This window comes from Pseudoalteromonas sp. S1612, from assembly GCF_005887175.1.
Lineage (GTDB): Bacteria > Pseudomonadota > Gammaproteobacteria > Enterobacterales > Alteromonadaceae > Pseudoalteromonas > Pseudoalteromonas undina.
In genome coordinates this window covers 35687-53384 of the sequence record NZ_PNDH01000012.1, presented here as the reverse complement: position 1 = coordinate 53384, position 17698 = coordinate 35687, and the positions used below count along the sequence as shown (strand labels likewise).

Annotated in this window: 15 protein-coding genes; 7 read left to right on the top strand and 8 right to left on the bottom strand. The window is 39.5% G+C overall.

Going from position 1 to position 17698, the window contains the following annotated elements; genetic code table 11:
* Positions 1 to 26 precede the first annotated feature (26 nt).
* The 5 genes from CWB78_RS05710 (at position 27) to CWB78_RS05690 (ending at position 3304) form a co-directional block, all read left to right on the top strand.
* Positions 27 to 1289 (top strand): SAM-dependent methyltransferase, encoded by a 1263-nt coding sequence (locus CWB78_RS05710; RefSeq protein WP_055012023.1) that lies wholly within the window; start codon positions 27 to 29, stop codon positions 1287 to 1289.
* Positions 1267 to 1767, top strand: coding sequence for a DUF2878 domain-containing protein (locus tag CWB78_RS05705; protein WP_138594614.1), 501 nt, complete (start codon positions 1267 to 1269; stop codon positions 1765 to 1767). Before CWB78_RS05710 ends, CWB78_RS05705 begins: the two co-directional genes overlap by 23 nt.
* A 23-nt stretch (positions 1768 to 1790) precedes the next feature.
* Positions 1791 to 2279, top strand: coding sequence for a chalcone isomerase family protein (locus tag CWB78_RS05700; protein ID WP_138594590.1), 489 nt, complete (start codon positions 1791 to 1793; stop codon positions 2277 to 2279).
* A 1-nt stretch (position 2280) separates the two neighbouring features.
* Positions 2281 to 2823 carry a DUF3833 domain-containing protein gene (locus tag CWB78_RS05695; RefSeq protein WP_010388902.1) on the top strand — a complete coding sequence of 181 codons (543 nt, stop codon included), beginning with the start codon at positions 2281 to 2283 and terminating at the stop codon, positions 2821 to 2823.
* Positions 2824 to 3028: 205 nt separating this feature from the next.
* On the top strand, positions 3029 to 3304 hold the full coding sequence (locus tag CWB78_RS05690; protein ID WP_008112559.1) for an HU family DNA-binding protein: 276 nt from the start codon (positions 3029 to 3031) through the stop codon (positions 3302 to 3304).
* A 98-nt stretch (positions 3305 to 3402) separates the two neighbouring features.
* On the opposite strand, the gene ilvN is transcribed toward CWB78_RS05690, so the two are convergent.
* The 8 genes from ilvN to CWB78_RS05650 form a co-directional block, all read right to left on the bottom strand.
* Positions 3403 to 3903, bottom strand: coding sequence for an acetolactate synthase small subunit (ilvN, locus tag CWB78_RS05685; protein ID WP_138594588.1), 501 nt, complete (start codon positions 3901 to 3903; stop codon positions 3403 to 3405).
* Positions 3903 to 5627, bottom strand: coding sequence for an acetolactate synthase 3 large subunit (locus tag CWB78_RS05680; RefSeq protein ID WP_138594586.1), 1725 nt, complete (start codon positions 5625 to 5627; stop codon positions 3903 to 3905). The genes ilvN and CWB78_RS05680 overlap by 1 nt, the downstream gene beginning before the upstream one ends.
* A 448-nt stretch (positions 5628 to 6075) precedes the next feature.
* Positions 6076 to 7083: an isocitrate dehydrogenase gene (locus CWB78_RS05675; RefSeq protein ID WP_008112567.1), complete on the bottom strand. Its 1008-nt coding sequence runs from the start codon at positions 7081 to 7083 to the stop codon at positions 6076 to 6078.
* Positions 7084 to 7262: 179 nt separating this feature from the next.
* Positions 7263 to 8945: a hypothetical protein gene (locus CWB78_RS05670; RefSeq protein WP_138594584.1), complete on the bottom strand. Its 1683-nt coding sequence runs from the start codon at positions 8943 to 8945 to the stop codon at positions 7263 to 7265.
* Positions 8945 to 9340 (bottom strand): DUF3192 domain-containing protein, encoded by a 396-nt coding sequence (locus tag CWB78_RS05665; protein ID WP_033104226.1) that lies wholly within the window; start codon positions 9338 to 9340, stop codon positions 8945 to 8947. The genes CWB78_RS05670 and CWB78_RS05665 overlap by 1 nt, the downstream gene beginning before the upstream one ends.
* A 69-nt stretch (positions 9341 to 9409) precedes the next feature.
* Complete coding sequence (xni, locus tag CWB78_RS05660) at positions 9410 to 10183, bottom strand: flap endonuclease Xni (RefSeq protein WP_054201619.1); 774 nt, start codon at positions 10181 to 10183, stop codon at positions 9410 to 9412.
* A gap of 8 nt (positions 10184 to 10191) precedes the next feature.
* Positions 10192 to 11535: a nucleotide 5'-monophosphate nucleosidase PpnN gene (gene ppnN / locus CWB78_RS05655; protein WP_054201618.1), complete on the bottom strand. Its 1344-nt coding sequence runs from the start codon at positions 11533 to 11535 to the stop codon at positions 10192 to 10194.
* A 77-nt stretch (positions 11536 to 11612) separates the two neighbouring features.
* Positions 11613 to 13121 carry a GGDEF domain-containing protein gene (locus tag CWB78_RS05650; protein WP_082360132.1) on the bottom strand — a complete coding sequence of 503 codons (1509 nt, stop codon included), beginning with the start codon at positions 13119 to 13121 and terminating at the stop codon, positions 11613 to 11615.
* Between the two features lie 225 nt (positions 13122 to 13346).
* Here CWB78_RS05650 and CWB78_RS05645 point away from each other — a divergent pair, with 225 nt between their 5' ends.
* Positions 13347 to 15137, top strand: coding sequence for a M61 family metallopeptidase (locus CWB78_RS05645; RefSeq protein ID WP_138594582.1), 1791 nt, complete (start codon positions 13347 to 13349; stop codon positions 15135 to 15137).
* A gap of 159 nt (positions 15138 to 15296) precedes the next feature.
* Positions 15297 to 17468, top strand: coding sequence for a S46 family peptidase (locus CWB78_RS05640; protein WP_138594580.1), 2172 nt, complete (start codon positions 15297 to 15299; stop codon positions 17466 to 17468).
* The last annotated feature ends 230 nt before the right edge of the window (positions 17469 to 17698 follow it).

Sequence of the window (17698 nt, the reverse complement as noted above, 5' to 3'; positions counted from 1 at the left end):
GTAATAACAATAATATAGGTAAGTATATGGAAAAGGTATCGAGCTTACGCGTTCAGGAACGCACCAGTTGGTTTACTAATTTATATAAAAAGTTAGTGTTTAAAGCGTTCTCGTCAATTGAAACGGGGCAGATAGTGTTGGTTGAGAATAACCAACAGTCTGTATTTGGGGATGCGTCTTCAGAGCTGAAAGTTACTGTCACCGTTAACGACAATGCCATGTATAAAGCGTTCGCTCTTTCTGGTAGCGTGGGTGCGGGTGAGTCTTACATTTTAGGGCAATGGCAATGTGATAATTTAACTCGGTTAATCGAAATTTTTGCGATTAACCAAGATCAACTAGATGCATTTGAAAAAAAGTTCGCGTTTTTTAGCAACATCGCTCACCGCATAAACCACATAAAAAACAAGAACTCACATGCGGGTTCAAAAAAGAATATCGTCGCTCACTATGACTTAGGAAATGATTTATACGAGTCTTTTTTAAGTAAAGAAATGCTTTATTCGAGTGCAGTATACCCAAGTAAAGATGCTACCTTAGAACAAGCACAGCAGTACAAGCTACAACGTATATGCGAACAAGTTGAGCTACAACAAGGTGACACTGTTATTGAAATTGGTACCGGGTGGGGCGCGTTTGCTATTTATGCCGCTACTCATTATGACTGCCATGTCACAACTACAACCATCTCTGACGAACAGCACGATTATGTTGCTAACAAAGTTAACCAGCTTGGACTTGAAAGTAAAATAACCTTGCTCAAGCAAGATTATCGCTTATTGACTGGCAAATACGATAAGTTAGTCTCAATTGAGATGATCGAAGCCGTTGGGCATGAATACTTACCCAGCTTTTTTACTAAGTGCGGTGAGTTATTGAAAGACAACGGTGCTATGCTTATTCAAGCAATTACGATTAGTGACCAGCGTTATCAACACTATTTAAAAAATTCAGACTTTATACAACAGTATATTTTCCCCGGTGGGTGTTTGCCTTCGCTTAACGAAATGAGTGAACAAATTAAAAATAACACCGACATGAATATTCACACCATAAACGACATTGGTGCTCACTATGCCCGCACTCTTGCTGATTGGCGAGAGCGTTTTATTGCCAGCTGGCCAAAGCTTGATAGCGATAAGTTTGATGATCGTTTCTATCGCTTATGGCTTTTTTACCTTGCCTATTGCGAGGGCGCATTTAGAACCCGAGCAACCAGTACCGTACATTTAATGGCACGCAAACCCCGCTTTACGAGTAGTAATGATGAGATTGCACTCGCTTATTAATTTTGCGCTGTTTCAAGTAGTGTGGTTTATGTGCCTGCTACTTGAACAGCTTGCAATTGTATACTCTGCTGTAGTCATCGCTTTGATGTTTTACTTATCAGCACAAAAAAAACAAGATGCTTTACTGGTTTTAAAAGCCCTGCCACTAGCACTGTTGTGTGAGTTTATTGCGGTTCAGTTAGGGTTATTCGAATTTAAAGTCGATCCTCTGCCATTTTGGTTGGTGTTTTTATGGGTCGCATTGTTGCTGTGTATCAATACCTCTATGTCGTTTCTGACAAACCTTAAACCATGGCAAGCATTTGCTGTGTGTTTATTATTTGCCCCTGGCAGTTATTGGGCCGGCTCACGATTTGAGGTATTAGAGTTAGGGATGCCACTGTGGCAGTTTTGGCCACTTTACGGTGCTTTATGGGCTGCAACATTTACGTTTATTTTATTTTTAAACGGTAAAATAGGCGAGTTTGTTAAGCAATAACACAATACAGTTTGGAGATAACGATGAAAACGCTTTTAAATTTACTTATTGTTTATGCTTTATTTAGCCCTGTAGCTAATGCCGATACTCAGTTTAACAAGGTGGGTGAAGCACGCATGGAATACCTGTTTTGGGATGTTTATGATGCAACGCTTTATACACCTTCTGGTAGTTACACCGCAAAACAAAAGCCTGTTAAATTTACCTTAACTTATTTGCGCGATTTTGACGCTAAAGACATTGTAAAAGCGACTAATGAGCAGTGGCAGCACTTAGGTAAACCTCAACTTTCAGAGCGCTATGCTGATAAATTACTCTCGATATGGCCAAATATTAAAAAAGGTGAATCATTAACCTTGCTGACTGATAAGCAAGGACACAGTACTTTTTTCCATAACGATAACCAAATAGGTCGCATTGATGATGCCGCATTTGCTGAGGATTTTTTAGCTATTTGGTTAAGTGAAAACACCTCAGAACCATCAATTAGAAATCAACTATTAGGGATTTAATATGATTAATCTAAAACGCGTTAAAGTTGCCATGGTATTGGCCGTAAGCTTTTTTATTGCCAGTTGTTCAGCTCCAAGTGTTGAACATTACAAGGGTTCAGAACCAAACTTCGATTTTAAGACTTTCTTTAGTGGTGATTTGAAAGCCTATGGCGTTGTACAAGACTTTAAAGGTGAATTAACCCGAAAGCTTGTTGTTGACTTAAACGCTACATGGGATGGCAATAAGGGCACTATTGAAGAAGACTTTGTTTACGATGATGGAGAAACACAAAAACGCATTTGGAAAATTACCTTAAACGACGATAACACATTAACGGGAACAGCCTCTGATGTTTTAGGGATAGCTACAGGAGAAAGTGATGGCAGTGTGTTTCATTGGAATTATAATGTAGAGATCCCTTACGATGGCAGCACTTTAGAAGTTAATTTTGATGATTGGATGTACCTAGTAACAAATACACGCTTGATAAACCGCACGTCTATTGTTAAGTTTGGTGTTGAGGTTGGGGAAGTAACCTTAGTAATAGAAAAGGTAGAGTGAGTCATTAAGGTGCAAAGTTGCACTAATAGTGTGCTTAAATTAAGCTTTTGTTAACTCAACTCGCTGTATTTTACAGTGAATTTTACTATTTTTACTAATTTTTTAGTATTTTAGATAAAAAACGTAATTTGCTGTTGCTAACTCTTCGAAAATGCATAAAGATAGGATTTGCGAAGGCAAAATAATAACGAATAGGAATCTAATAATGAACAAAGCTCAACTAGTTGAAAAAATCTCTACTGACGCAGAAATCTCTAAAGCAGCCGCTACACGTGCACTTGACGCATTCACAGGCGCTGTAACTTCTTCATTAAAAGAAGGCAACTCTGTTGCATTAGTTGGTTTTGGTACTTTTTCAGTTAAAGAACGTGCTGCACGCACGGGTCGTAACCCACAAACGGGTGCAGAAATCCAAATTTCAGCAGCGACTATTCCAAGCTTTAAACCAGGTAAAGGTCTTAAAGACCAAGTAAACCTATAATTTTAGGTTTATAAAATATAATAAAAGGGCTATTTAGCCCTTTTTTTTTGTTGTAAATTTTTGATTATTTAATTTACGCTATTTAATCTTAGCTTTGGTTATTTAGCTTTAAGCGCTTTATCCCCTCGGCCAATGCCGACTGCGCCTGAGCGTACCACTTCAATAATGTCGGTCTCGTGGCATAAAGTATCTAAGAACGACTCTATTTTATCGGTGCTACTTACCAATTGTAGGCTGTAACTTTGACGACCCATATCTAAAATAGCCCCTTGAAATACATCAACAACACGGGTTACTGCCGCACGAGTCGCTTCGTCTTTGGCAAATACTTTTACTAATAGTAGTTCACGCTCTATGTGGCTCATGTCAGTTAAATCAATCACTTTAAGCACATCGACCAGTTTGTTTACTTGCTTTGTTATTTGTTCAACAATTCTGTCATCGCCCTTAGTGGTTACCGTAATGCGAGAAAGTGATTCATCATCTGTGGTACCCACTGTTAAGCTATCAATATTGTATGCTCGTTGAGAAAAAAGCCCCACTATACGTGATAACGCACCGGGTTCATTTTCTAATAATATAGATAATATACGACGCATTATGCCTTCACTCCTTTTCTTAACCACATTTCGTCTATACCACCGTGCTTAATTTGCATTGGATAAACATGTTCTTTTTCGTCTACTAAAATATCTAAAAATACCAATCTGTCGGTTATCGACATGGCTTTGTCTATCGCTGGTTGTAACTCATCAAGGGTGTTTACTCTGATCCCCACATGGCCATAGCTTTCAACAAGCTTTACAAAATCAGGCAAAGATTCCATATACGATGAAGAATGCCTACCGCCATAAATCATGTCTTGCCATTGTCTTACCATACCTAATGAACGGTTATTTAAGGAGATCACCTTTACTGCTAAGTTATACTGTAAACAGGTTGATAGCTCTTGAATGTTCATTTGAATAGAGCCGTCTCCAGTCACACATAAAGACTCTTTATCAGGAAAAGCCAGCTTGACCCCCATAGCCGCAGGTAAACCAAAGCCCATAGTGCCTAGGCCGCCTGAGTTGATCCATTGACGGGGGTGTTTAAATGGATAGTACTGCGCGGCAAACATTTGGTGTTGGCCAACATCAGAGCTGACATAAGCATCTCCGTTGGTCGCTTCATATATTGCCTCGATAACTGCCTGAGGCTTTATTTTGTCACCATCGCTGTTGTAACTAAGGCATTTTTGTTCACGCCAGCTGATCACTTGTCGCCACCAATCTTCTTGTGCACTGCGATCAATTTTAATTGAACTGTTATCTATGGCAGTTTGTAATTGCTCCAGTACCGTTGCCAAACAGCCAACAACAGGAATATGTGATTTAATGGTTTTAGAAATAGAGGTTGGATCAACATCTACATGCACAATAGTGGCATTTGGACAGAATTTTTGAACATTATTAGTAACCCGATCATCGAATCGTGCGCCAAGTGCTAAAATAACATCGGCATTGGCCATCGCTTTATTGGCTTCTAATGTGCCGTGCATACCCAACATACCAATAAAGTTAGGGTGAACGCCCGATATACCGCCCAGTCCCATTAACGTGTTGGTAATAGGGGCATTAAGTGACTCGACTAAATGAGTTAGTTGCTCTGAGGTGTTTGAAAGCACAATACCGCCACCAGAGTAGATAACCAGTTTTTTTGCTTCTAAAATAGCAGTAACGGCCTTACGAATTTGTTTAGAGTGACCCTTGGTATTAGGGTTGTAGGTTCTGAGTTCTGTTGCCGCTGGAAAGTTGTAAGCAAAAGTTAGCTCTGGGTTAAGCATGTCTTTAGGAAGTTCTACTACCACAGGCCCTGGGCGGCCAGTGCTGGCAATATAAAAGGCTTTAGCAAGAATATTGGGAATTTCACTCGCGCTTCTACAATTAAAGCTATGTTTTACAATCGGGCGAGAGCAACCAACAATATCGGTTTCTTGAAACGCGTCATCACCAATAAGACTTGTGGGCACTTGACCTGATAACACCACCATAGGAATTGAATCCATATACGCAGTTGCTATGCCTGTTACACAGTTTGTTGCACCGGGACCTGATGTAGCAAGTACAACACCTACTTCACCGGTTGCTCTTGCGTAGCCATCGGCCATGTGTGTAGCCGCTTGTTCATGGCGTACTAAAATGTGCTCAATATCGTCTTGTTGAAAAAGTGCGTCGTATAAATCTAATACTGAGCCGCCGGGATAACCAAATATATACCTTACCTTTAGCTCTTTTAATGACTTAACAACTAATTCAGAGCCATTATATTCTTGTTTACTCATCCTCATTCCTCTGTTGATTACATGCAAAAAAAAACCCCCGCGTAGTGCGAGGGTTTTAAAAAGCATTTTTCACCTTTTAATACATCCCCGCTGGGCTTATCACTAAGACCAGTACGAGTAAGACTAAAAGGCGAAATTGTGTATTCATGATGTTTTGCTCTTTAAAATAAAATGCTGTTTAAATTACAATTTTTGTATGTGGTTATTTTTAAGGCTTTTGAGCTCACATGTCAACCCATTAAACTGATTTTTGAATTAAAAATTCATTTTAAAGTGTTTTTTAATCTAATAATCTATTTTATATGAGTTATTTTCACTTTATAAGCAGAAATTATGCAAGTTGGCGTGTGTGCTTAGGCTAGATGATGGTCAGAGGGAAAATTTAAATGCTGTGTTTCTGGCATAAAAAAAGCCAGCATTAGCTGGCTTTTTAATTTAACAGTACTAATTACAGACGGTCAATTACTGATTGTGTGAAATCAGTAGTGCCGTGGCTGCCGCCTAAATCGCGGGTAGTACGGTCGCCAGATTTAATTACATCAGCAACAGCGCTACGAATACGCTCAGCTGTATCGCCCATGTTTAAATGCTCTAGCATTTGAATAGAGGCTAAAATCACTGACGTAGGGTTTGCAAGGTTTTTACCAGCAATATCAGGTGCGCTACCGTGAACAGCTTCAAAAATAGCAGCATCTTCACCAATGTTTGCACCTGGTGCCATGCCTAAACCGCCTACTAAGCCAGCACATAAGTCAGATAAAATATCGCCAAATAAGTTCGTTGTAACGATCACGTCAAACTCTTCTGGGGTCATTACAAGCTTCATACATGTTGCATCAACAATCATTTCAGTTGATTCAATTTCTGGGTAACGCTCAGCTACTTCACGCGCCACTTTTAAGAATAAACCAGACGTTGATTTTAAAATATTTGCTTTATGTACAGCAGTTACTTTTTTACGACCTTCGCGCACAGCAAGTTCGTATGCGAACGTTACAATTTTTTCTGCGCCTTCGCGAGTGATCACTGATTTTGCTTCAGCTTCAGTACCATCTTCAGATACAACTTGGCCTGCACCTGAATACATACCTTGTGTGTTTTCACGAATAGTGATGATATCAATATCGTCGTAACGGGCTTTAGTACCGGCAAACGATTTAACTGGACGTACATTGGCGTATAAACCAAATTGCTTACGAAGTGTTACGTTGATAGATGTAAAACCTTCGCCTACAGGCGTGGTTAATGGGCCTTTTAAGGTGATTTTATTCTTAGCAATTGTGTCAATTGTTTCTTGTGGAAGCAATTCGCCTGTTTTCTCAAGCGCAGCTAGGCCAGCGTCAACAAATTCATAATCAAAATCGCATCCTGCGGCTTTTAGTATTTCAAGTGCTGAGTCGATAATGCTTGGGCCGATGCCGTCGCCTTTGATCACTGTTATGGTTTGTTTGGCCATGAACTTTTCCTTTAAAGATTTGGATACACACATAAATAAAAATACTCAACAGAGTTTAGACTACTTATATGACAGGGGTACTAAATTTGAGCCGGCATTTATACCAATTTATCTCTCATTTTGCCAGTTTATAGTATGAATACAGGGTATAACCTTGAGCTATAGTGGTAATAAGTCAGCTAAATACTATTGTGTAGCCCTAAGCCCAGCAGCGATTGATTAAAATCGACTTCACTTTGCCAACCATGGCGACTAAGTTGTTGATTTAATATTTGCTGTTGCCATGCTGTTAATGGCTGGTTAGGTTTAAGTATGCGTTGTGCCACTACCTTTAATGCCGCCCATAATTGACCAGCATCATCAAGCTGCTTTTTAGGCAATTGCTCTGCATTTAATAAAGCCGACGCCCATGGGTCGCCACTAAGTAATTCGTTAAGCTCACTGTTTAAATGAGAGGCATCTACGTTGTTTACACCAAAAAATGTACTAAAAGGTGTATCGAGAGATTTATTCGGTGTTTGATCAATGGTGATTTTTCTAGAAACATCTGCGCTGTAATGTATCAACACATAATATAAGTAAGCATATAAGCTTAAACTAATACGCTCACCTTGAACGCGGGGATTATGCTTTACTAATAGCTCTAAAATATTAACTAAACAACTAATACGGGTGCATAAAAAGGCATGTAGAGGATGAGCAATGCTATTTACTAATTGTTCAAACACCACCCCTTGAATAATAGCCGGTGCTTTATCGTAACCTACCATAGATAAACTATGTCTTAAATCTTTAGCGGGTAATAGCTCTTTGTTGTAGTGCTTTACTGCTAAGCATACTGACTTTATAACGTCAGGGTAGGGGGTAAGTAAGGTGTTCAAAGCTTTAAAGCTGTATTCTTTTTGCGTTTTTATTTGTTTAACTAATTGGTACAAGGGTGCTTGTGCAGAGAGTTCACTATTCGGGATATTAAGATATTCACTGTCCCATACTTTTAAAAATAAGCGGTTATCATTGCATTCCCATGCTTTTGAGTCATCCATTAAGGACGCTTTAATACGATACCATTCCATTTTAGTATTGGCGTTATTAACTATAATATGTCGGCCTTGCATATCCGTGGCTAAATAAACCATAGCTTGGTCGGCATACACGACTTGGCTGCCAGGTACATATTGTCCAACGTGTGCAACTAGCGCTTTTAATAACGTTTGTGCAAATGAGTTTGGAGTTCTTATATATAAATCAGCGACCGCTTTATAAAAATTTATGTGCTGTTGTTTTTCATTACAAGTAACGTTAAGTGCTAATATATTAGCTAAAGAAACTAACACACTGGCACCGTCATAAAGCATAATTTTAGGTGTATCTAATAATGCGTGTTTGTATTTGCCTAATTTTGCCAAAATATGAGCAATTTGGTGCGCGGGTTGTTTAGCCGTTAATAATACTTTGGCTGCAAGTTTATGGCGTAACTGCCACATTTTTTTATCGGCTTCGTTAAACGTCTGCTGTTGAGCTAACTTATTTAATTGTTTGGCAACACAAAGGTGTTCAACTAATGAGGCACTAATATAAAGCTCGGTTAAATCGTTGTCGTAGTTTTGACTACGACACAAAGCACAGGTTAATACACATTGGTTAACCACTAAATTGGTTGCGTAACTATAATGTGTTTTATATAAATTTAACTGAGCTTGCAAGGCCGCTGGGTTTTGTTTGTATAATGCAGCGTATTGCTCTGAAAGCTTACACACAAGAGGGTAGAAGGTATGCCACTGACTTTTATTGTTATGGGAGCTTAAAAGCAGTTGCGTGCTTTCGAATAGCTTTTTTAGTTTACCCGACAGTGGAGCTTCCATTAAATCTTCCCATCATTGTGCTCAAGGTATTTTTCATAAGCACTTGGGCCCCACATTATTAGTTGGCCATTTTTAAATAATAACCCAGTACATTCATCCATGGTGGTGATACCGTCTGAGGTTTTATGTTGGGTACGATAAAAAACCACCTGCCATACTTGCTCGCCATCACGCCTGGCATAGGTTAAATCTGGGCTACCTAAATATTCAAGCACATCATTTAGCGTAAAGGTATCTTCTAAACGCAATTTTTCGATATAGCGTTTATTGAATGCTTCTCTGTCTTGCCAAATCATAGCTTGTGGATCGTCTTTATAGAACATAATAACTGACGTAGCTATTAGAGCGTACAAACCTAATCCTAATATTAAATACCTAATAAACTTTTTAAACATTGCCAACCCAGACCAAAATAGCTATCGCTAGTATACGTATTGCAAGTTTACAGTGCTATTAACTTGCGACTAATTAAGCCTTAACTGCTTTAAACTAAAGCCTAAATGGATATCTGTACGCAAACTCACCAATTGCTTAGAAATAACAAACATATCCATATCTTCATTAAGCTTTTTTTGTAGCCGCGTATTTAACGATTCATCATTTAGCGCTTCTTCAATAGAGCTATATTGATTAACCAATTGCTGCGCGGATTTAACACCAATACCTTTAACACCAGGAATGTCGTTGGTTTTATCGCCTGCGAGTGCCCAAAAGTCGATGAGTTTATGTTGAGCGACAGCAAAGCGCTCTTCAATGTGTTCTTCATTGAGGTGTTGCTTTTTAAAGTAATCGTATACTTCAATATGCTCATTCAAATGAGGCAAAAAGCCTTTATCAGTAGAGACAATGGTATTGTTTATCTGATTATTAGCCGCTTTATGCGCTAAAGTCGCAATAATATCGTCAGCTTCATCGTTAGTCGGTTCAAATACCACTATACCGGTTTCTTCAATGGCCGCTTTAAAATGGGGTAACGCGTTTTTTAGGGTCTCTGGCATAGGTGCACGCGAATGTTTGTAGTCTTTATAAAAGTGGTAACGCCAGCTTTTATCACCATCAAAAACCGCAATTGCATGGGTTGCATTGGTGGTCGTTAAAAGTTTTTTGCATGCATGTGCAACCCGAGCACAGCAGGCTTTTAACATGTGCTCGTCGCTGTGATGGCTTTGGTTTGCATCAACAGCATAAATGCGCCTAATTAAATTAAGCGCATCAATAAGGAGTAAATGGGGATTCAATTATAAACTCACGCTTTTATTGTATAACAAGGAATATACTTACTTCCGGGAAGTTTCATTCTACCTTGTTCTACAAATGCTTGTAAAAGCTTGTCCATTGCTTTCATTAAATCAGGCTCACCACTTAGCACATAGGGGCCATGCTCTTTAATTGCATTTAAACCTTCTTCTTTTACGTTACCAGCAACAATTCCCGAAAACGCACGGCGTAAATTAGCGGCAAGCTGTTGTTTGGGTTGATCAAGGTGTAAATCAAGTGACGCCATAGCTTCATGAGTTGGATAAAAAGGCTGCTGAAAATCATTTTCTATTTTCAACGTCCAATTAAAGTAATAAGCATCGCCTTGGCTTTTACGATATTCGCGTACCCCATTCATAGCCGATTTAAGCTTTTGGCTAACTAATTGAGGATCATCAATAATCACTTCAAATTTACTCAGTGCAGCATCACCTAAAGTCATTTGAATAAACTTACAAAGCTCTTCAAAGTAAGCTTTGCTCTGTTTAGGGCCAGTTAAAATAACAGGTAAACATTGCTTGTCGTTTTCAGGGTGTAACAAAATACCTAATAAATAAAGTAACTCTTCGGCTGTACCTGCGCCACCTGGAAAAATAATAATAGCGTGTGCGGTGCGAACAAATGCTTCAAGGCGTTTTTCAATGTCGGGTAAAATAACCAGCTCATTTACAATCGGATTGGGTGGCTCTGCCGCTATAATGCTGGGCTCAGTTAAACCTAAATAACGATTATTGGTAATACGTTGCTTTGCGTGGCCAATGGTTGCGCCTTTCATTGGGCCTTTCATTGCACCAGGCCCACAGCCAGTACAAATATTTAATCCACGTAACCCCAGTTCATAGCCAACTTGCTTGGTGTATTTATATTCGACTTCGTTAATAGAGTGGCCACCCCAACATACAATCATGTTAGGTTCGCTATTTACCTTAAGCGCGTCGGCATTTCTAAGCATATCAAAAACCATATGGGTAATGGCTTTAGTTTCTTGGAGGTTCTTTTCATACTTTTGGCAAATAAACAAAATATCGCGAATAACCGAAAATATGTGCTCATGAATGCCTGTTACTATGTGGCCATCAACAAAGGCCGTTTGCGGAGGATTTTCTAACTCAATTTTTATACCGCGTTCACGGCTAACCAAACGTATATCAAAATCTTTGTGTTTATCGTAAATATCATTGCTTACATCGGTGTGGCTGCCTACATTGAGCACGGCCAATACACAGTTTCTAAATAGTCTGTAGCGTTCGCTGGTTGATGATTGCTCGAGTAAGTCTACTTCTAGCTGCGACAATAAATCTAATACCCCTGTAGGGTTTAATTGTATTAGCATCGACATTCTCCTTGAAACTTCTTGGGTAAATTTACTGCGTAGTTATGCCTTATACTCAAGGGTAAAAGTGCATAACACTATTTACTAATACACAGACGATCCCGGCCTGAGTTTTTAGCATCGTAAAGAGCCTCATCGGCTCTATCAAATGCTTTTAGAGGCGTATCACCCTCTTCAAATTGGGTTGCGCCTAAAGAAACAGTAATTTGTATTTGCTTGTCTTTAAATTTAAATGGGATCTTTTTAATCGACAGTCTTAATTTATCGAGATGCTCGACGGCGTTTTCAAGTGAGGTACGGGGCATTAATAACACAAACTCTTCGCCGCCATAACGGGCAATAAAATCAGTTTGTCTAATCGATTTTTGCAGCGCTTTGGCAATCACTTGCAAGGTAATGTCGCCGGCTGTGTGACCAAAACGATCGTTAATTGATTTAAAATGGTCTACATCAATAACCACTAAGGTTATGTCTGACGGGCGTTCGTTAAATACATTGATTTCGTGATTATAACGTTCATCAAAAGCTGCGCGATTAGGTAATTTGGTAAGACTGTCGAGTAAACTTTTAAAACGTTGTTCATTCAAACGTTTCTTATAATTACTAACTTTGTTTTCTAAACTGCCAATTCTATCGTTTATTTGTGCAAAGCTAGAAATTAAAATTTGGCGATCTTTTTGTTCTAGCTGCTCTTTTTCTAAAATATCAGCACTTAATGAGCGTAACTCATTTTCAACCAATTGCTTTAACTCTGTAATTGATGTTGCTTTATTTGTTTGTGTATTTAAATTTCTTAGCTTTTCACCAATTCGTTGATTAATTGAGTCAAACTCAACAGTCATCGATTCAGAATGTTCGCTGGTTGATACTAATGAGCGATGTAGCTCTCCGAGTGTTTGGTTTAAAGAGGTTAAGAAGCTTTGTGCTGACGCGCGCTCAACTTGAATGCTTTGTACAATAAGTGTGATTACATCAATTGCTGCATCAAGTAGCTGGTCTACGGCTTTATTTTTAGCGATACGTTTTTTTATTAAATACAACGCTTCGTTGGCTTCTTCTTCGAGAACTAGCTGACTGACTAATTTAAACAGCTTTTCAGTGAGGGCACTTAGGTTCGGAGGTTCAAAGGCGTCGTTGCTTTTAGCAATTAAGGCTTGATGATAAAAAGTTATCAACTGGTTTAATATAGGAATAAAGCCATGTACAGATTGAATATCGTCTAGCTCGTTATCAAGCAAATGGCGCAGTGTTCTGCGGGTATCGTCAGGCAAGCCTTTGGTTTGTTGTAATTGCTTACCTGCATTTTGTACACTGGTAAAAAGGTCGCGTTGATGTGCTAGTTGAATGGCTTCTTGGTTTTTAAGCAAAGCTAAAATATCATCCACTAAAGGAGCAAAGTCTTCAAAACTCATTCCTTTGTTTAACGCGCTTCGAAACTTAGCTAGGCGGTTATCAAGCTCAGTATCAAGTCCCTTACAGCTTAAAGACAACTTAGCTGCAAAATTAGAAAGCGTACTCACTTGATGTTGGCGAGCACTTTCTATTACTTTTCTACTGTCGATTGCTTGCTTTAGTTTTTGTTCCACCGTATTGGAGCTCCTAGACACCTACACACCATCATCGTAATACCTCTATTGTTTTAGTTTACAACAAAAACATATTAATAGTAGGTATGAGATCAAAAACTTAATGTTTTTAATAACAAAATACGAGCGATCTTAATTATAAGTGCATTTACCGCTTTTAATTCACTTTTAAAATGGGTCTTGTTAATCTTGGTACAACAATACGTTATATAAAAAAGAGCCTTCATGAAAAAGCTACTTGCCTTATCAATTTTAGCTGCCTGTTCAGCACCAGCATTTGCCGACGTTAACTACGCTTTAAATATCTCTCAGCCAGAGCATCATTTAGGTGATGTAAATGTAGAGTTTCCTAAAACGGCGCAATCATATTTAGATGTAAAACTGCCAGCATGGCGTACTGGTCGCTATGAAATTTTAAACCTTGCCAATGGCGTTCGCTATTTTAAAGCCAGCGACGATGAAGGTAATGCATTAAAGTGGGAAAAAATAGACCACAGCACATGGCGTGTTCATTTAAACGAGCCGACTGAAGTTAATGTTGATTACCAAGTGTATGCCAATGAGCTAGGTAAGCGCGCTCGCCATATTGACGACAGCCATGCGTTTGTTGATGCATCGGGCTTTTTTATGTTTAGCGAGTCATTTCGCCAAGAGCCAGTTACGGTTGAATTAAACGTACCTAAAGCATGGCGCTCTGTGTCGGGTATGGAAAACTATAAAAATAAACACAGCTTTAAAGCCAGTGACTACGACGTGCTAGTTGATTCTCCAATAGAAACCGGTGTTAATGAACTGCGTACTTTTGAAGTTGATGGCCGTGAGTATGAACTAGTGGTGTGGGGCGAAGGTAATTACGACATAGAACTGATGCTAACCGATCTGAAAAAGCTAGTGGCAACGGGCAATGTAATTTGGGACAGCTACCCGTATGAGCGTTATGTATTTATGGTGCATGCTACATCGGGCGCGGGCGGTGCAACCGAACACTTAAACTCAACTATTATTCAACGCCCACGTGATCGCTTTGCTAAACGAGAAGACTATTTAGCTTTTATCAGTACAGCGGCACATGAATTTATTCATACTTGGAATGTAAAAGCATACCGTCCTAAAGGGCTTGCGCCATATGACTACACTAATATTAATTATTCAAAATTGCTGTGGATTGCCGAAGGCTCTACCAGCTATTTTGAAGACCATTTATTAGTGCGCTCAGGCATTCAAACCACCGATGAATTTTTTAAGAACTTTAGTAAAACCATTAATCGCCACCTCACTACCCCTGGTCGTGAAGTGCAAAGTGCAAGTGAAACCAGCTTTGATAAATGGATAAATCAAGGTGGCGATCATGCACGTAATTACGGCACTAATATTTATCTTGAAGGCTCGTTATTGTCGATGGCGTTAGATATAGACCTACTTGAAAAAAGCCAAGGTAAAATAAGCTATAAAGACGTACACAACGAGCTTTATAAGCAACATAAGCTACCAGCGGGTTTTACTGAGCAAGACGTATTAGCTATTTTAAAGCAACTATCAGGACGTGATTACAGCGCTTGGTGGCAAGAAAATGTTAGCACACCAGCCAGCCTAGATTTTGATGAATTATTGGCAAAAGTTGGTTTAAGCTTTGAATTACCAGAAAAAGCCAAGGCCACACCAAGCTTAGATGCCTTTACTAAAAATACTGGTGAGTTACTAACACTTACCCATGTACGCCGCGATGGCGCAGCATGGCAAGGTGGCTTAACTACAGACGATAAACTCGTCGCTATTAACAAAAAGCATGTAGGGAAAAACTTAACCGCGAGCCTAGAAACCTTTAAAGCAGGAGACAAGGTAATTGTTGATTTTATTCGCCGTGATGCATTAATGTCGACTGAGCTTGTGTTGTCTGAAGATTTCGATAAACCTAAAAAAGTAGTCGCTAATAAAAATGCTACTGCTGAGCAAAAAGCGCTGTTTAAAGCATGGATGGGCGTAGCGCATCCAAATGATGTGAAAAAAGACGACTAACATCGTATATCATATTGTTTAAAAAGGAGCTTAGGGTACAAACCCTGAGCTCCTTTTTTGTTTATTGAGCGCTATATTGTAACAATTTATCTCAGCGCAGTTGACCTGACTCATACTTAATGAGTAATCTGCTGATTCAATAATAAAAGGGATTCTATAATGCGTTTAAAACCTCTTGTTGCCACGTTGGTAGCAACCTGTTCACTGGCACTTTCTTCTGCGGCCCATGCCGATGAAGGCATGTGGCAACCTCATCAACTACCAGAGCTTGAGTCAATTTTAAAAGCCAAAGGGCTTGAAATTAGCGTTGATTCAATTTCAAAATTAACCGAATTTCCAATGAATGCGGTTATCAGCTTAGGCGGTTGTACAGCCTCGTTTGTTTCGCCAAAAGGCTTAGTTGTAACTAACCATCACTGTATTTATGGTTCGGTGCAATATAATTCAACGCCTGAAAATAACATTTTAGAAAATGGCTTTTTAGCAAAAACACCGGCTGAAGACCTACCAGCTGCGCCAGGTTCACGTGTGTACGTAACCGAAACAGTGACCAATGTGACCGATAAAGTGATTAGCGGCACTAACGAGCTAAGCGCAAAAGCACGCTATGATGCGTTAGAAAAAAATCAAAAAGCACTCGTTGCACAGTGTGAAGCTGATGCCAGTTACCGTTGTAATGTGTATTCGTTTCATGGTGGTTTAGAGTTTTACCTAATTAAATCGCTGGAAATTAAAGATGTACGTTTAGCGTATGCACCTGCCATGGGCGTAGGTAAATATGGTGGCGATATCGATAACTGGATGTGGCCGCGCCATACAGGCGATTTTGGTTTTTACCGCGCCTATGTAGGTAAAGATGGCAAGCCAGCAGAGTACAGCGAAGATAACGTACCGTACGTGCCAGAGTCTTACTTAAGTGTAAGTGCTAAAGGCGTGCAAGAGGGCGATTTTGTCATGGTAACTGGCTATCCAGGGCGTACTAATCGTTACCGTATTGCGGCAGAGGTTGATTACGTATTTAACGACAGTTACCCTAAAGCGCGCATGCACAATACTAAATACGTGTCACTAATTGAAGAAAACTCAGAAGATGGCAGCAAAGCCCGTATTGCTTACGAAAGCACCATAGCCGGTTACAACAACTACATTAAAAACTATGGTTCGATGATTGAAAGCTTCAAAAAAGGCACCATGTTTGAGCGTAAAAAACTGTTTGAACAAGAGCTTACAAGCTGGATAAACAGCGATAGCGAGCGTAAACAGCGCTACGGGAATGTGCTTAATGAGTTATCGGCATTAGTAGCTCAATCGCAAGAGCACAGTGAGCGCGACCGTATGGTAGGCTATGTTCATCGTTCACAAATGATCAGCACGGCACGTCGTTTATACCGCTTAGCGGTTGAAAAACAAAAGCCAAATAGTGAGCGCGAATCAGGTTACCAAGAACGCGATTTACCGCGTATTAAATCTTCTCTTGAGCGTATGTCACGTCGCTTTGATGCCAATGTAGATAAAGCTATATTACTGCACTTTTTAGAGCAATATGCAGCATTACCTAAAGCAGAGCGTTTTAGTGAAATTGATAAAGCTTTTGTTTTAGAAAACGGCTTTGATAAAGCAAAACAAAGCGCATTGCTAGATGAAATGTACGCTAAATCAAGACTAGATAATGAAATTGTACGTAATTCATTATTTGAACAAACACTAAGTCAGCTTAACCAAAGCCAAGACCCGTTTATGCAATATGCAAAAGCTATATTTGCTGTGATGAAAACCGAAGAAGATAAGTCAAAAGCCTTGGCTGGTAAGTTACAAGCTGCTCGCCCAGAGTTAATGAGTGCAATTATTGCCTTTAACAAAGCGCAAAACAAACCGGTTTACGCCGATGCAAACAGCACATTACGTGTAACTTACGGCACGGTAGGCGGTTATTCTCCGCAAGATGGATTAGTGGCTACGCCGTTTACTTCAATTGAAGGCTTATTGGCTAAAAACACCGATGTTGACCCATTTAATGCGCCTAAAAAGCTGCAAGAGCAAATTAAAGCGAAGCTTTATGGTGATTACACTGGTGGCATGAATACTGTTCCAGTTAACTTTTTATCAAATGTAGACACGACAGGTGGTAACTCAGGTTCGCCAACGCTTAACGGCAATGCCGAGCTGGTGGGTTTACTGTTCGACGGTGTGTACGAAAGCATTATTGGTGATTGGGATTACAACCCTGAACTAAATCGCTCGATTCATGTAGATTCGCGCTACATGCTGTGGGTAATGGATAAAGTAGATAACGCCCAAAACCTATTAGACGAAATGAAAATCGTAAAATAAATAGCAGTTAAAATAACAAAAGGCGCTTACCTTAACCGGAAGCGCCTTTTTTGTTTAAACATTTTTAGCGATTAATCTAACTTAGGGTACGGGGTACGGGATACGGGCTACGAGGTTCGGGGGAGCTAATATTTAACTTTTTACTGACACTCGGCTTTGTGTAATAAGGTTTTTAAGTAATTTATTTACCATGAGGGTGCAGAGACGCTGCGCTTTTGTAGGAGCAGGGC

What these genes read in the sequence shown, in the direction of transcription:
- CWB78_RS05710 (WP_055012023.1), top strand. Translation starts at nt 27, where the DNA reads ATGGAAAAGGTATCGAGCTTACGCGTTCAGGAACGCACCAGTTGGTTT.
- CWB78_RS05705 (WP_138594614.1), top strand. Translation starts at nt 1,267, where the DNA reads ATGAGATTGCACTCGCTTATTAATTTTGCGCTGTTTCAAGTAGTGTGG.
- CWB78_RS05700 (WP_138594590.1), top strand. Translation starts at nt 1,791, where the DNA reads ATGAAAACGCTTTTAAATTTACTTATTGTTTATGCTTTATTTAGCCCT.
- CWB78_RS05695 (WP_010388902.1), top strand. Translation starts at nt 2,281, where the DNA reads ATGATTAATCTAAAACGCGTTAAAGTTGCCATGGTATTGGCCGTAAGC.
- CWB78_RS05690 (WP_008112559.1), top strand. Translation starts at nt 3,029, where the DNA reads ATGAACAAAGCTCAACTAGTTGAAAAAATCTCTACTGACGCAGAAATC.
- ilvN (WP_138594588.1), bottom strand. Translation starts at nt 3,903, where the DNA reads ATGCGTCGTATATTATCTATATTATTAGAAAATGAACCCGGTGCGTTA.
- CWB78_RS05680 (WP_138594586.1), bottom strand. Translation starts at nt 5,627, where the DNA reads ATGAGTAAACAAGAATATAATGGCTCTGAATTAGTTGTTAAGTCATTA.
- CWB78_RS05675 (WP_008112567.1), bottom strand. Translation starts at nt 7,083, where the DNA reads ATGGCCAAACAAACCATAACAGTGATCAAAGGCGACGGCATCGGCCCA.
- CWB78_RS05670 (WP_138594584.1), bottom strand. Translation starts at nt 8,945, where the DNA reads ATGGAAGCTCCACTGTCGGGTAAACTAAAAAAGCTATTCGAAAGCACG.
- CWB78_RS05665 (WP_033104226.1), bottom strand. Translation starts at nt 9,340, where the DNA reads ATGTTTAAAAAGTTTATTAGGTATTTAATATTAGGATTAGGTTTGTAC.
- ppnN (WP_054201618.1), bottom strand. Translation starts at nt 11,535, where the DNA reads ATGCTAATACAATTAAACCCTACAGGGGTATTAGATTTATTGTCGCAG.
- CWB78_RS05645 (WP_138594582.1), top strand. Translation starts at nt 13,347, where the DNA reads ATGAAAAAGCTACTTGCCTTATCAATTTTAGCTGCCTGTTCAGCACCA.
- CWB78_RS05640 (WP_138594580.1), top strand. Translation starts at nt 15,297, where the DNA reads ATGCGTTTAAAACCTCTTGTTGCCACGTTGGTAGCAACCTGTTCACTG.